This window comes from Chitinophaga qingshengii, assembly GCF_014529935.1.
Lineage (GTDB): Bacteria > Bacteroidota > Bacteroidia > Chitinophagales > Chitinophagaceae > Chitinophaga > Chitinophaga qingshengii.
The window spans coordinates 499459-514020 of sequence record NZ_JACVFC010000003.1 but is presented as its reverse complement, the minus strand read 5'-3'; the positions used below and the strand labels follow the sequence as shown (position 1 = coordinate 514020).

The 14562-nt window shown below is 48.7% G+C and carries 13 protein-coding genes; 7 read left to right on the top strand and 6 right to left on the bottom strand.

Translation table 11 applies throughout. The features are described 5' to 3' along the window. Positions 1-6 precede the first annotated feature (6 nt). Positions 7-1308: a TolC family protein gene (locus tag ICL07_RS21860; RefSeq protein WP_188090176.1), complete on the bottom strand. Its 1302-nt coding sequence runs from the start codon at positions 1306-1308 to the stop codon at positions 7-9. Positions 1309-1563: 255 nt separating this feature from the next. Beyond that, complete coding sequence (locus ICL07_RS21855; protein ID WP_188090175.1) at positions 1564-2169, bottom strand: FMN-binding negative transcriptional regulator; 606 nt, start codon at positions 2167-2169, stop codon at positions 1564-1566. A 189-nt stretch (positions 2170-2358) separates the two neighbouring features. Here ICL07_RS21855 and ICL07_RS21850 point away from each other — a divergent pair, with 189 nt between their 5' ends. Further along, positions 2359-3747 carry an aminopeptidase P family protein gene (locus ICL07_RS21850; protein WP_188090174.1) on the top strand — a complete coding sequence of 463 codons (1389 nt, stop codon included), beginning with the start codon at positions 2359-2361 and terminating at the stop codon, positions 3745-3747. A gap of 14 nt (positions 3748-3761) precedes the next feature. Continuing rightward, positions 3762-5078: a hypothetical protein gene (locus ICL07_RS21845; protein WP_188090173.1), complete on the top strand. Its 1317-nt coding sequence runs from the start codon at positions 3762-3764 to the stop codon at positions 5076-5078. Positions 5079-5128: 50 nt separating this feature from the next. Here the strand turns inward: ICL07_RS21845 and ICL07_RS21840 are convergent, their stop codons facing one another. Together ICL07_RS21840 and ICL07_RS21835 are read right to left on the bottom strand one after the other, a co-directional pair. After that, the gene (locus tag ICL07_RS21840) at positions 5129-6016 is read right to left on the bottom strand and encodes an SPL family radical SAM protein (RefSeq protein ID WP_188090172.1); all 888 of its coding nucleotides are present in this window, start codon (positions 6014-6016) and stop codon (positions 5129-5131) included. Next, complete coding sequence (locus ICL07_RS21835; RefSeq protein ID WP_188090171.1) at positions 6013-6723, bottom strand: DNA alkylation repair protein; 711 nt, start codon at positions 6721-6723, stop codon at positions 6013-6015. The genes ICL07_RS21840 and ICL07_RS21835 overlap by 4 nt, the downstream gene beginning before the upstream one ends. A 314-nt stretch (positions 6724-7037) precedes the next feature. Between ICL07_RS21835 and ICL07_RS21830 the strand changes: the two genes are divergently transcribed. Further along, on the top strand, positions 7038-8639 hold the full coding sequence (locus ICL07_RS21830) for a right-handed parallel beta-helix repeat-containing protein (RefSeq protein WP_188090170.1): 1602 nt from the start codon (positions 7038-7040) through the stop codon (positions 8637-8639). A 147-nt stretch (positions 8640-8786) separates the two neighbouring features. Here the strand turns inward: ICL07_RS21830 and ICL07_RS21825 are convergent, their stop codons facing one another. Both ICL07_RS21825 and ICL07_RS21820 read right to left on the bottom strand, forming a co-directional pair. Further along, on the bottom strand, positions 8787-9770 hold the full coding sequence (locus ICL07_RS21825) for an aldo/keto reductase (protein ID WP_188090169.1): 984 nt from the start codon (positions 9768-9770) through the stop codon (positions 8787-8789). A 29-nt stretch (positions 9771-9799) separates the two neighbouring features. Then, positions 9800-10411, bottom strand: coding sequence for an NAD(P)H-dependent oxidoreductase (locus tag ICL07_RS21820; RefSeq protein WP_188090168.1), 612 nt, complete (start codon positions 10409-10411; stop codon positions 9800-9802). 97 nt (positions 10412-10508) lie between these two features. Here ICL07_RS21820 and ICL07_RS21815 point away from each other — a divergent pair, with 97 nt between their 5' ends. The 4 genes from ICL07_RS21815 to ICL07_RS21800 all read left to right on the top strand — a co-directional run bounded on the left by ICL07_RS21815 (position 10509) and on the right by ICL07_RS21800 (position 14561). Continuing rightward, a complete protein-coding gene (locus ICL07_RS21815) occupies positions 10509-11411 on the top strand; it encodes a LysR family transcriptional regulator (RefSeq protein ID WP_188090167.1) in 903 nt (300 codons plus the stop codon). A 259-nt stretch (positions 11412-11670) separates the two neighbouring features. Continuing rightward, entirely contained in the window at positions 11671-12753 is a 1083-nt protein-coding gene (locus ICL07_RS21810; RefSeq protein WP_188090166.1) for a Gfo/Idh/MocA family protein, read from the top strand. Positions 12754-12798: 45 nt separating this feature from the next. Beyond that, complete coding sequence (locus ICL07_RS21805) at positions 12799-13392, top strand: phage tail protein (RefSeq protein ID WP_188090165.1); 594 nt, start codon at positions 12799-12801, stop codon at positions 13390-13392. Beyond that, positions 13389-14561, top strand: coding sequence for an ABC transporter substrate-binding protein (locus ICL07_RS21800; RefSeq protein WP_188090164.1), 1173 nt, complete (start codon positions 13389-13391; stop codon positions 14559-14561). The genes ICL07_RS21805 and ICL07_RS21800 overlap by 4 nt, the downstream gene beginning before the upstream one ends. Position 14562 lies beyond the last annotated feature (1 nt).

Here is a 14562-nt window from a genome sequence, read left to right as displayed (position 1 = left end):
ATAATACTAATACGTAATGTCTCCCATGGCCTTTTGCCAATCGATTTTGCTGGAAAGTGTCTGGAATAGAGCATTCAGGTATGTTAATTCAGACGTTCTCAGGTTAGCTTCCGCCGTGATGACATTCAGATAAGGAATAATGCCCTGTTTGTATTGCAGGTCCACTACAAAGTATACACGTTTAGCGAGGGCCACATTGTCTTTCATCTGTCGCATATTGTATACATTGCTTTTGTAGGCGGCCAGTGCGGTTGCGTATTCAGAATAGATATTGGACCGGAGACCGGTTTCGCCCCAGTCCAGCAACTGCTCCTGGAGTCTGGACCGCCGCACGTTGTGGGTACGGTTAAAACCGGTAAACAACGGCAGGCTCAGCGTGAGCCCGACGATGGAATTAGGATACGCCACGTCATACAGTTTACCAAACTGGTTATTCTGAAAAGCAGCGTTGTAGTTAAAAAAGGCAGACAAAGAAGGAAAAATGGCGGTGGTTTGATAGTAGCGCGTCAACTCATGCTGCATTTGTTTTTGAACGGTCAGTTGTTTCAGCTCTATCCTTTTTTCGTATAGTAGCGGTGTGGTGAGATCGGCTTCAATATTTCTCAGCATCTCCGTGCTGTCATACACCACATTGAACTGCTGTTGTTGTGGATACCCCATCAGTTGTTTCAGGATCGCATATTGGGGCTGTACGTTTTCAACGGCCTGCGTGAGCTGGCCCATGGAAGTATTGAGCGTGATCTGTGCCTGTTCATAATCCGTTTCATCCACAATACCGCCAACATACTGATGATAGGCCGTACGCATACTTTCGCCCAGGCGGGCGGTGTCTTCCCTCAGCACTTCGATCTGTTGCAGCGTCAGCAGCAGGCTGTAAAACGATTTGCTCACATTGGCTACCAGTTCAATTTTGGTACTGTCCACTCCCTGTTGCGCTGCTTTAAGGTTCAGCGGCGCTAACCGCGTCGCATATAGGAGACTGGGGTTAAAAATATTCTGGGTAACGCCGATACCTGGAGTGGAGGTATTCACCACGCTGGTTTGAATGGGGGTTTCTACGCCGTTGATATTGGAAAGTGCCGTAGGACGTTTCAGGTAATGGTTCAGGTTGGCGGTCAGTCCAACCTGGGGGTACCATCCTGACTGGCTGATGGCATTGGAAGCCCTGGTAATGTCTGTCCGGATCATGGATTGCTGCAGCGCGGGCTGATGTTGCAATGCATAACCGATACATTGCTGCAGCGATAACGCGGAGGTGCTATCCTGACAATAGGCCACCCGGGGAATAGTAACACAGGAAAGAATCAAAAAGATACTTTTACCAACTGCCTTGCATTTGTTTGTTTTCACCAAATGATTCATGCATTTTATCATCTTAGCTACTCATTTGACAATATACCCGACAACTATGTTTAAACTCAGAAAAGAAATAGAAGATTAAAAAAGAAAAGACCCGTTTGTTAAATAATTCATGAAGCTGGTGCCTGCCAGTAAGATAAATGTATGATAAAATATAATATTTTACAAAGGGAGGTGATGAAGCGGGCGGACACTCCCGGATGATTATAACTCCCTGATGTAATCTGCAATAGCCGTTTCCACGCTGTTTTCGCTTTTCTCCAGGTGTGCTATGATGCGTTGCTTTTCTACGGCCGTTTTATTCTGCGATAATTTCTTCTGCCCCTGCAGGTCTGTCACCGCTATTTCAAAGGCAACAATCCCCCTTATCATACCTTTTTTAAACTTGTCCGGCAGGCTGTTCCACTGTTCCATGTAAGCCGCATCATAGAACAGGATCGTTTGTTCCAGCACGTTGGTCACCGCCTGTTCATCGGTAACAATCCTGGCTTTGCCATAGGCATGTATGGCTATATAGTTCCAGGTAGGCACGCTCTCTTTTTTATCATAATGCACCGGGGATATATAGGCGTGTGGCTCATTGAAGATGACTAACGAGGTATTTCCCTCTATATACTTCGCCTGTTCGTTGGCGGCAGCGAAATGTGCCGTTAGCAACAATTTCCCGTTACTATCATCAATCGAAAAAGGCAGCTGGGTAGCTACGGGGATATTATCTTTTACCGTTACGATGGTTGCAAAGCTATACTTTTTCATGAAGGCAACCATTTCGGCGTTATCTTTAAACCGGAACTGATGTGGTACGTACATAACGGATAATTAAAGCAGTACAAAAGTACCGGAATGCCGGCTGATCGTTATAGACCAATTTTAAAAAAAACGATAGACCGATACCCGGTTATTAACCACCTCTATCCTCATTTTAACAGGAATGATGATGATCTGCGTTTGTTGTTTATTTTTAGGCAGATAATTGGCTAATCCTTCAATCAATATCGTATGTTTTCAAAGGAGACTTATATCAGCAGAAGAAACAGATTACAATCAGACATGGGCAGTGGCCTTGTTTTGCTGCCTGGCAACGACGACAGTGGCATGAATTACCGGGATAATATCTATCCCTTCCGGCAGGACAGCAGCTTCCTGTATTTCGCGGGCATCGACCGGCCGGGGCTGACCTTTGTGCTGGATATTGACAATAACCAGGAGATCCTGTTTGGCAATGAAGCCACTGTAGAGGAGATCATGTGGACCGGCCCCGTAGATTCGCTGGCTTCGCATGCCGCCCGGGCGGGCATTGCCGACATAAGGCCTTTGTCGCAGCTGGACAGCTTCCTGGCTCAGGCCGTGCGGCAACAACGCCCCCTTCATTTTCTGCCGCCTTACCGGCCGGAGCATATCCTGAAACTCTCTGCCTGGCTGGACATTCCGGCAGCGGAAGTAACAAAGCGCGTATCCGTTCCATTGATAAAAGCCGTAATCCGCCAGCGGGCTGTTAAATCGGCTGAAGAAATGGTGCAGATAGAAGCAGCCGTTAACACAACGATTGACATGCAGCTGAAAGCCATGGAACTGGCAAAAGCAGGCATTACTGAAACGGAGATAGCCGGCCGCCTGCAAGCCGTAGCCATTGCTGCCGGTGGTAATATATCCTTTCCCGTTATCCTTACCGCTAACGGGCAGTTTCTGCATAATCATCCGCATCCGGCCGCTTTCCGGGACGGGCAACTGGTACTCTGCGACTGCGGCGCTGAAAATGCTATGCGCTACGCCGGCGACCTTACCCGCACCCATCCGGTCAATAAGAAGTTCAGCACCGCACAGCGGGAAATTTACGATATCGTGTACCAGGCCTACAAAGCCGCCGCAGATGCCATCCGCCCCGGTATCCGGTTTAAAGACGTGCACCTGCTGGCCTGTGAACAAATTGCAGGAGGCCTGATTTCTCTTGGCCTCATGAAAGGTAATGCCCGGGAAGCCGTAGCCGCCGGCGCTCATGCCCTCTTCTTTCCTTGTGGCCTCGGACATATGCTCGGACTGGATATTCACGATATGGAAGGTTTGGGAGAAGAATATGTTGGCTACACCGATGAACTAAAAAAAAGCACTGCCTTCGGTTTAAAATCGCTCCGCCTGGGACGCGAGCTGGAAGCCGGTTTCGTACTCACAGTAGAACCGGGTATCTACTTCAATCCTTTGCTGACCGCCGCCTGGAAAGCAGCAGGCAAACACACGGAGTTTATCTGTTACGATAAACTGTCCGCCTATGACGACTTCGGCGGCGTGCGGCTGGAAGACAATTTCCTCATCACCGCTGAAGGCAGCCGTCTGCTGGGACGCCCCTTCGCCAGAACAGCCTCCGAAATTGAAGACCTGATCGCTCAATAAATATGTATTTGTACATGAAAAAAACCTTGTACCTCCTACCGCTGCTGTGGCTATTTTCCTGCCATAATGGTCCGGAGAAAAACAATGACCGCCAACGGCTGAATCATCTTGCAGCACAATACGTACGCCTCGGACTGGACATCGGTCAGTATGACGGCGCCTTTGTGGACGCCTACTACGGGCCGGACTCGCTGAAACCGGCTTCCAAAAGGGATTCTTTTCCCAAAGACAGTTTCCTGGTTGTGGTGGATGGCTTGAAAAAATCCCTACAGCAACTATCAGACAGCAGCACCAACGATACCATCCGTATGCGGGCCAACTGGATTACACAGCAGCTCACAGCTTTCAGCCGGCGTATTAAAATATTCTCAGGTGAATATCAAACATTCGATGAAGAGTCGAAGGAACTGTTTGGCGCCGTAGCCCCGGTATATCCGGAAGCACACTACCGCGCATTAGCAGGAAAACTGGATAGCCTGTTGCCTGGCAAAGGTGCGGTAGCGGAGCGTTTCCAGCAACTGGCCAATCGTTTTATTATCCCGCCGGCAAAACTGGACACCGTTTTTAAAACAGCTATAGCAGAGGCGCGTAAAAGGACCTTACAGCACTATCCCCTCCCGGCTAACGAACGTTTTACCCTGGAGTATGTGAGCGGTAAACCGTGGATGGGTTACAACTGGTACAAAGGCAACTATCAAAGCCTCATCCAGGTAAGTGCCGATCTTAAGATCTTTATAGAGAAAGCCATTGACCTGAGCTGTCACGAAGGATATCCCGGGCATCACGTATACAATATGCTGCTGGAAAAAAATCTGTATCACGACAAAGGATGGGTGGAGATCTCCCTGTACCCCCTTTTCAGTCCACAGTCGCTGATTGCAGAAGGCAGCGCCAACTATGGCATTGAACTGGCGTTTCCCGGAGAAGAAAAAACTACCTATACCCGTACAGTATTACTCCCGCTGGCCGGCGTTGACACCACTGGTATCAGTACCTATTTCAAGGCACTGGATATTAAAGGTCAGCTCAACTACGCCCGGAATGAAGTTGCCAGGGGTATGCTGAACGGTACCATGTCTGACTCCACTGCCGCAGCATGGCTGCGGAACTATACCCTGCTCAACCAGGAGGCCGTTGCCAAAGGGTTACAGTTTATTCGGACCAACCGCAGCTATGTGATCAACTACAACTACGGACAGGATCTGATCAAACATTATATTGATGCTAAAACGCCGGCCAGCCAACCGGAGAAACGATGGGACGCTTTCGGGTATCTGCTGAGTAATCCTATCACCCCGGCCGATCTTATCAAAGCAGGACAGCAGCAATAAACTTCCTGAACATACAACAAAGGCTGCTTAGTATGACCGGGCAGCCTCTTTTATGCCAGGCTGTCAGGCAGCTGATAATACCGGCATAGCTCTTCCATTTTCCGCGTAAACGCTTGCCGGTAATACAACGGCATCTGCGATCCTGTTACAAAAAAACGATGATATTTTTCCAGTAAATCAGGATAGTGTTTGGCCACTGCGTTTAACACCAATGTTTTGCTGTCGGCCGGGGCAGCGCCGAATAAGGTGAGCGTGGCGGGGAATATATACGCCGCGCCGGCGGCCTTAAAAGTGCTGAACATTACATCCAGGTGTGCACCGGTGTCCGTGATGAAAGGCAGCAGTGGCATGAGACTAACGCCGCTGTGAAGACCACTTTTTACCGCCAGCCGTAATGTCTCCAGGCGCTGTGAGGGTGGTGTGGCGCCAGGTTCAAAAATATGTGCAATGGAATCAGTCGTTGTCGAAAAAGAAAAAGTGAGGAAAGCCTTATGGGCCAGTTTATCCCGCAGATCATCCGGCAATATGGCCGCCTGGTTAATCTCCTGTAACAAATCGAAATCGCGGCTCACCAGGTTTGATTTGGTAATGATATGCACCGGGAACCGGTACCGCAGGATCACTTCCAGCAGGCGCCGCGTGAGCCGTTGTGTTTTTTCTATTTGCAGATACGGATCTGTAGCGGAAGAAAGCACAATGATACCGTATTCCTTTTTCCGGGCCCTCGCCGATAATTGCCGCTCCAGCAATTCCACCGCATTGCTTTTAACACTCAGCTTCTCTTCCATATTGATGCCGTATTTACTCCCCCTGATATAACAGTACAGGCAGTTAAAAGAACAGCCGCTATACGGGTTCACCGTATAGTCATCCAGGAACCAGGGGTCCCGGCGTTTTGTTTTGTTGAGTACAGATGTTACAACGATGCTGCGTGTCATTTTTTACGGCTGTATTGAAGACCTATATTGATTTTTGTCCGGAACCATTGCCTGGTGGCAGCAGACGCAATCTCAGCGTTATAACGGGCTACCAGCTGCGGATGAAACCTGGCTAGTGTTTTAGCGCCCCACCCGATCCCTTTCCGGGTATGAAAATCAGTAGTGGTGGACAATGACAATAACAGCCGAAATACCGGCTCTGCAAAAACCGGCTTCAGTCCTTTTTTAACCGCGTAATGCGCAGCCACTCCAACGGTCCTTACCATCCATTTATTTTCGTGCAGGGCTAACCGTTGCAACAACGGGATGGTCTGCTCCGGATGCGTGAGCAAGGCATAGCCCACCACCCGCTCCCCAATGATATCACATACATACCATTGATCACCGAACTGTATATACTCCCCGGCTTTACCGATCGCCCCTTCAAAATCCTGCGTCAAACGTAGTTGCAGGATCATACCGGCCAGCACCTGGCTGCCTATTTCCCCTAAGCCGATAATACGATCAGTGATGGCAATCTGTTCGGAAGTGGGGATAGCAGCGGCTATTTCCTTAGCGGCATACTCCAGCAAGGGGAACTTTACCTTCTTCATCAGCAGGGTATCATGCAACAGGGTGATAAAAGCCGCCTGTCCATTTTGCTGTAACGCTTGCAGGGCTTCCGCTACCACCTCTTTTATGGTTACCTTACTGGTAATACTTTCCATGACACGATATTGGTATATAGATAAAGATATAAAATCTATCACTGTTCGGCTAAAAGCGCTCTTATGAAGGAGCTTAACAAGTAAAAATTTTAACTTTTCCTGTTTTTGAATTTTTTGATACCAGGATATGATGAGAGCAACCTTATTAATACATGACATTTTAACATATTGACTTTTAATTCTTTAAGAAACTTGTTTGTATTTTATCCCAACTTTATCTCCACTTTTTCCGCGTTTCTTTTTGCATGACACGATGACCACCCCTTAGATTTGAGCCGGCTTCTTTTTATCATTTCCACTTAAGTATTCCACATATGAAAAACACGAAAACATCCGCATTACGGCGGTTACCTTGTCTGTTGGGCGCTATTGTGCTGCAAACCGGGTTATTAAGTTCCTGTTACAAGCCATGGCCTGTTGACGGCCCCGGTCCCCATCCCGGCGACGACGTCGTCACCACCAACCGCTATTACATCGATGACAACGGCTCCGATACCAGTAATGGCCGGTCGCCGGCTACCGCCTGGAAAACGCTGGCGAAGGTAAACACGGTCACCTTTCAGCCGGGCGATTCCGTGCTATTCAAAAGAGGCGGTTCCTGGACCGGCACGCTGGTCATTAAAAGTTCAGGCGCCGCAGGTGCTAATATTACTTTCGGCGCCTATGGCTCCGGGGACAAGCCCCGGATTACGGGCAACAACAGCACGCTCTCCGCTGTACTGATCCAGGATGCCAGATACCTGACGTTTGAAAACTTCGATATCAGTCACCCGCGGGCAGTGCGTCCACCGGATATGGCCCTCTGCGGTATTTATGTGGCGCTGGCGACCAATGGCGCCTATCCGGGCATCAGCATCAAAAACAACGATATACACGACGTAGAAGGTATGCCCATTACCAACCGGCATATGCAGGCGGGCATTTTTGTCCGCTCCAATGCCACGCAGGCCTATTTCGACAGCCTGCTGATTGAAAACAACCACCTGGAGCGCTGCTCCTCCAGGGGCATTATGATGGGCGACGGCACCAACAAAGACACCACTTTCTACAATAACCACGTTACCATCCGCAAAAACATGATCGACAACACCGCGCTGGAGGGCATCATCGTGTATACCGCCAAAAATGTGCTGATAGAACACAACCGGGTACTTAACGCAGGTGCCTATACGCTGGGGGTAAACATGAATATTGTACTGGCAGGCCTATGGGGCCGGGGCAAAAATATGCTCATCCAGTATAACGAGGTGGCCTATACGCGGCTGACCAACCCCGTCCCCTATGCCTCCATGGACTCGGAAGCCTTCGATATTGATTTGAGCAGTCCGGGTTATACCATCATCCAGTACAATTATTCCCATGACAATGCAGGTGGATTCTTCCTGCATATGGGCGATCCCGGACCAGATTTCACCTATGGCCTTGTCCGGTATAATATCAGTCAGAATGATGGTAATGGTTTTGATCACCGGGTATTTGAACTACACGGGCATCCTAATGGAAAGGTGGTCCCCATCTATTTCTATAACAATACAATTTATAACGACACTATGATTGGTGTGATGGACCGCGGCGGTGGCACAGGTATTCACCCCGGACTGGAGTTCCGGAACAATATCTTTTACGCGCCGCAACTGCAATTCGACGATCAGGCCAACATCCTATATAACCACAACCTGTATTATCCCGGGCTGAAGGCCGCAAGCGACAGCAATGCCCTGACAGGCAATCCGTTGCTGGCAGGCCCTGGTACCGGCGGCAGCGGCATGCAAACCGTTAGCGGGTATAAGTTATCCGCCGGCTCTCCGGCTTTCGGGGCAGGGGTTTTCATCAACAATAACGGTGGAAGGGACTTTTTCGGTATACCCGTTCCTGTTAGCGGAGCGCCTACTGTAGGCGCAGCTGAGAAAGAATAACAGACAATAAAAAGGTTGGAAGAAAATTCTCTTCCAGCCTTTTCTGATAAGTTCCCTCTGTGTTTTAGCCATTCCTGGCCCACCAATTTCATCCTTGCCGGATATTTTGACGCCGGTCAATGCTTCGTAAAGCGATGTTTCATTTTCTTAAATTTTTGCAAGCGCGGTATTGATAAAATTCATTTCTTCCGCAGTGAGTTGGATATCCATTGCTTTCGCGTTGGCAACGGCCTGTTCTTCATTTCTCGCACCTGCCAGCACGACCGTGATAGCGGGTTGCAGGCTGGTCCAGCGCAATACCAGTTGGGACAACGTTGCATTTTTAGCTGCTGCAACCGGCGTGATCCCGTCCAGGAATGTTTTCACTTTTGTTAAATCGAATTGCTGGAAGTATCCGTTTCTATGATCGTTGTCTTTCAGTTTACCATCCCTGAAGTATTTGCCGGTCAGTAGTCCTCTTTCCATGGGGCTGTAGACGATAATACCCACATCATTTTTTCCTGCGTAAGGCACCAGGTCCTGTTCAATACTGCGGTTCAGCATACTGTAACCTACCTGGTTGCTGGCGATATTAACGGTTTTGCGGGCTTCCGCCAGTTGGTCTACGTTGTAGTTGCTCACGCCCGCAGCGCGGATTTTTCCTTGTTGCAGCAGCTGTTCCAGCGCTTCCATGGTTTCAGCGATGGGAGTGGTACTGTCCGGCCAGTGGATCTGTAACAGATCGATGTAGTCTGTTTGCAGGCGCCGCAGGCTGTCTTCCACTTCTTTCACTACGCTGATTTTGGAAGCGTATTTATACACTGGTATTTTTTTACCGGCTTCTTCGGCATCGAAGAAAAATTCGCCTTTGCCCTGGTTGCTGCCATCCCATACCAGGCCGAATTTGGTTAACAGCTGTATGTTGGTTCTGTCGTATCCTTTGATGGCTTCGCCGATCATTTCTTCACTTAGACCGAAGCCATAGAATGGTGCGGTATCCAATGTAGTAACGCCATTATCAATAGAAGCTCTTACGGATGCGATGGAGTCTTTTTTCTCGTTACCGCCCCACATATTACCGCCGATAGCAAAAGCGCCGTAAGTGATAGCGGATAATTTCAAGTCAGTATTTCCCAGTTTTCTGTATTCCATTGTTGTATATTTTTTTAGTGAGATGTATATCAGGACAATTGTTTTTCCAGCTTCAGCACTTGTTCCAGGTGCCGGAGATAGTCCTGATGATAATTATTGATCCTTTCCGGCGTAGCGTTTTTTTCCAGGTCGTGAAAGTGAAAACCGGCTGTTCTGTCCATGCCTACGAATTGGTTCATTTTATGAAAACCGAACAGCACGCCGTCATCCACCGATGTCTGGTCAAAGAATTCATCCGGGAGAGTAAAAGCGGTCTCAGGGGCGTTCCAGGTGGTGGTGACCATATATTGGGTACCCTGTAGCAGTCCGCCGGTACCATAGTTGATAGCGGGGTTCTTACGGCTTCTGCCGTCGCTGGCGTACATGCCATTCTGGTGACCGGCCGTGAATACTTCATCTATATATTTTTTCAGACGGTTGGGGACCTGGAACCACCAGATGGGGGTATGATAAATAACCAGATCTGCCCATTTAAAGTTTTCCACCTCGGCCATGGCGTCAAAATCATCATTGATATTGGTCACACGATACTCGAACCCATTTTGGGCCAGGAACGCTACCGTCCAGCTCGTCAGCAGATTGTTAAACCTGCCGCCGGAGTGGGCGAAGACCTGTCCTGCATTGATAATGAATATCTTCATTTTTATAATTTTAATTATTGATACCGCAAAGATCTATTACTTTTTTACATCACACAAATAACTTAAATTGCATGATTGTATCATAAAAATTATAGTTATGCCATGGAATCTCGAATGGCTTCGAACATTTAAGGCCATCTACGAAGCGGGAACATTATCGGCGGCGGCGCAGGAGTTATCTGTTTCCCAGCCGGGCGTAAGCCTTCATCTCAACTCACTGGAAGCATTTACCGGGTATAAGTTATTTGACCGGTCGGCCAGGAAGATGGTTCCTACAGAAAAAGGAAAGATCCTGTACAACTACATACTGGCCCCGCTGAAAAAACTGGAAACGGGGGAACAACATTTTCATAAACGGTCAAAAGAAGAGCGTGCCACGATCAGTGTGGGCATGTGTTTTGAAACATTCCAATTCACCCTGGAAGAACATATCGCCAATCTGCCATTCAATCTCATTATCAAATTCGGGGAATATCCGCAGATGCAGCACGATCTTGACAATGGTTTACTGGACCTGATTATTACGCCGCAAAAGGGGCAGCAACAGAACCTGCAGTATGTACCATTTTCCAAAGAGAGGATTGTTTTGATTGCCGGCAACAAAACGGAAACAGCTGAACCGGAGAATTTACTTGCCGGGGGAAAAATGAAAGAAGCGACGCGTATCCTGAAGCAACAGCTTTGGTATAGTACGGCAGCAGACATGGAACACCTGAAGAACTTTTGGGTACGGCATTTTGGAGAACATCCGGATTTCAGTCCGAATTTTATTGTGCCGAACATCAGTTCTATTATCCGTTGCCTGAGTGATGGTAAAGGATTTTCGGTGGTGCCGGACTTCCTCTGTACAGAAGCCATTGCCTCCGGTAAAATAAAGATAGTCTGGGAAGGTGTTAACCCTCTTGAGAATACGCTTTATTTCGGCACCCGGAAGAAGACCATGTACCAGAAGGAAATCGGGCAACTGGAACAGTTACTGCAGGAGAAATGGAACCGCTGATAGACGTAATGAATGCTGATTTCGCTGATGAGCGAAGATTAAAGCGAGGAATAATACTTCACTGTGTCCGTTATTGTCAATCATGAAAAATTATCAAGATTTAATTTAAATAAATATATATTTGCGGCATATATCAACCAAATGTTTTAGCCCTAACTTATAGAAGAGCCTACAATTATTTACATTATCCTTATTACCATCTTCGATGCCATCAGGAAGGAGATTATTTCTCAGAAATGCTGCTTTAATACTACCAGCGATGACATTTATGCCATCCTCCCTATTAAAAGCAGCCAGTAACAACCGTTTACGTATAGGCGTCATCGGTACCGGCCCCTGGGGGCGGCAATACCTGGAAGCAGCCCTGGCCAATAAACAGCTGAACATCAGCGCCGTCTGCGAAACCAGTCAAACCGCACGACAGAAAGCCTTGCGGTTATTTAACGCAGCCGGATATACGAAACCGGCACTATACGACGACTACCGGCAACTCTTATCCAACCCCGCGCTGGATGCCGTTATCATTGCTACGCCGGCAGAACAGCACTACCCCATTGCCGCCGCTGCCTTGCAGCAGGGCAAACACGTAGCCTGCGGCCCTGTGATGGGACGTACCCTGGAAGAACACCGGCATATTGTACAGTTAAGCCGCCAAACCGGTAAACAGTATTTTACCCTGGATGAACAGAGCTACCGGCCCGATCTGCTGGCGATGAGCGCCATGGTAAAGGACGGACAGCTGGGCCAACTGGAAAGCCTGTACGCTGGCGTATGCACCACCTGTATTCCGGAGCAGGAAACGGGGTATCCGCTATATCCCGGAGCCTGGATGCACCATCTGCTGGGCATGTCTAACGGGAATCGTTATACTAGGCTGCGGGTAGAAAAAGGAATAGAAGAATATGTAGTACCTGTAAAAAATCCCCGGAGCGGCAAGACTTATACGAGTATCCGTCAAGGTGAGATCACCACTATTTGCCTGCACACAGCTGCCGGCCAGCAGGTAAGAGTACAGGCAGAAGCCGGTCACAGCACCGGATTCCGCTTACAAGGCAGTGCCGGCAGTTGGATAGACTATACCGGTTCATTGTATTTGCAAAACAATGCGCAACCGCAAAACTGCTGGGAAAGCGCAGCCCCTTACCTTCATCAATACACCGTTACCACACCCGGAGCGATATCACACGCATTAGCCGATTTTGTCAATGTCATTCAAAACAAGTCGACTTATTTGCCGGTTTATGCTGCTGCTAACAGCAGCATGATTACCTTGCTGGCAGCTGAATCTGCCCGACTGGGAGGTAAAATACTGGCTGTCCCGGATGTTACTATTATAGGATAAAAAATCAACCGAAATATTTAAAACAATCTAAACCTACCAGATAAAATGGATCCGATTCTTGCTATGGTCTTTGCCTTTGGAGGCAATTTCGCGCCTGTAGGCTACGCACTTTGTAATGGCGCATTGATGGCTATCTCTCAGAATCAAGCACTCTTCGCGCTATTGGGCACTACCTATGGCGGTAATGGTCAGGTCACTTTTGGCTTGCCGAACCTTCAGGGACGTTCGATTATTGGTACCGGCCAGTCAACCGCGTCAGGCGTCAACTATTTTGTGGGAAACATGGGAGGCGTCGAAAATGTGACGCTGACAAGCGCCAACTTGCCCATCCACACCCACAGGATAGACCTTACCAAACTCCAGGTATCCATACCTGCCAGTAATGCGGCAGGAACCAGCAGTACGCCTGGCCCCACTATGGTACCGGCTGCGCTACCAACTATCGGCGCAGGACCTAATTCCCTGCCCATCAAAGGTTACAGCGATGCTACTCCCAATACCACCCTTTTGCCATTCAAGGGAAATGGTGAACTGATAAGCGATCCGGCAGGTAGCAATATGCCCATTCCCATTCAATCTCCTTTCCTGGCCATGACATACATCATCGCTACACAAGGCATCTACCCCTCCAGACAATGATGCATATGAAGCCGCCGCTGACCATCGGATTCCTGATGCCTTATTCAGGCGTTTATCCCTATTATTCCGCCCACCTGACTGCCGGATGGCTGATCGGTATGGGACTGGACCCGGCGCGCCAGCAAACGATTCAATTTGTCCCGGAATTTACCAGGAGCGGACAACCATCCGCTACCAAAGACGCGGCACAGAAACTGGTGTTTTTTAACCGGGTGGATATATTGTCGGGGATGGTCAGTTACAAATCTGTTCCTGATCTCATTCCCATTGTGGAATCGCAAGGCGCTACTGCCTTCCTGTTCGATATGGGAGAGCTCATCCCCTATTTTCCGCATATCAGTCCCAGCCTGTTTTATGCCTCTCACCAGATATGGCAATCCCAATATGCCTTAGGCCAATGGGCGCAACAAAAATTTGGGGATGGCGGTCATGTGATCATGCCGTTGTATGAAGCGGGCTATCACTTAAACAGCGCTTTTTATCATGGCGCTGCCGCCGCCGGAGGCACCACTATCCAGGCAACTGTATTGCCGGAAACGCTGGCCAACGGAAGTACCTTGTACCTCGACAATTTTTTTAAGACGATCGAAAGAGAGAAGCCTCCTTATGTGCACGCTGTCTTCACCGGCAAAATGGCTACCCGTTTCCTGGACGCCTGGAAGAACAGCCGTTTCCATAAAACCATTCCCTTGCTGGTGGTGGAATCCATGGCTTATGATGATGTACTCAGCGACGTACAGCACCATGGAATGGAGCTATACAGCGCCCTTACCTGGTTACGCGAAGATGAAAGCAAAGAGAACCGGTTGTTTGTAAAGACTTTTGAACAGATAGCACAACAGCCGGCCAATATTTATGCCCTGATGGGTTATGAAGCAGGGCTTGTCTGGCGAGAACTGTTGCCGCATGCGCAAAAGAGGGACTGGCACACCGTGAAACAACAGCTACAGCATTCCAGCATCAGAGGCCCGCGTGGAGAAAAGGGCTTTCACCCTTCCTCGGGACTGGGTTTACCGACCTCCCACCTGGTGAAGATTAATACCACCGCCAATAAAATAAATAAGATTATTCTCGATCAACATAAAGGCATCCGTTTCAACGACGACACACTTCAAGCCATACATGATGGTTGTGTATCGGGTTGGCAGAATCCTTTTCTCTGTATCTAAC

Coding starts and splice junctions, on each gene's coding strand:
- ICL07_RS21855 (WP_188090175.1), bottom strand. CDS start 2,169: ATGTACGTACCACATCAGTTCCGGTTTAAAGATAACGCCGAAATGGTT.
- ICL07_RS21850 (WP_188090174.1), top strand. CDS start 2,359: ATGTTTTCAAAGGAGACTTATATCAGCAGAAGAAACAGATTACAATCA.
- ICL07_RS21845 (WP_188090173.1), top strand. CDS start 3,762: ATGAAAAAAACCTTGTACCTCCTACCGCTGCTGTGGCTATTTTCCTGC.
- ICL07_RS21840 (WP_188090172.1), bottom strand. CDS start 6,016: ATGACACGCAGCATCGTTGTAACATCTGTACTCAACAAAACAAAACGC.
- ICL07_RS21835 (WP_188090171.1), bottom strand. CDS start 6,723: ATGGAAAGTATTACCAGTAAGGTAACCATAAAAGAGGTGGTAGCGGAA.
- ICL07_RS21830 (WP_188090170.1), top strand. CDS start 7,038: ATGAAAAACACGAAAACATCCGCATTACGGCGGTTACCTTGTCTGTTG.
- ICL07_RS21825 (WP_188090169.1), bottom strand. CDS start 9,770: ATGGAATACAGAAAACTGGGAAATACTGACTTGAAATTATCCGCTATC.
- ICL07_RS21820 (WP_188090168.1), bottom strand. CDS start 10,411: ATGAAGATATTCATTATCAATGCAGGACAGGTCTTCGCCCACTCCGGC.
- ICL07_RS21815 (WP_188090167.1), top strand. CDS start 10,509: ATGCCATGGAATCTCGAATGGCTTCGAACATTTAAGGCCATCTACGAA.
- ICL07_RS21810 (WP_188090166.1), top strand. CDS start 11,671: ATGACATTTATGCCATCCTCCCTATTAAAAGCAGCCAGTAACAACCGT.
- ICL07_RS21805 (WP_188090165.1), top strand. CDS start 12,799: ATGGATCCGATTCTTGCTATGGTCTTTGCCTTTGGAGGCAATTTCGCG.
- ICL07_RS21800 (WP_188090164.1), top strand. CDS start 13,389: ATGATGCATATGAAGCCGCCGCTGACCATCGGATTCCTGATGCCTTAT.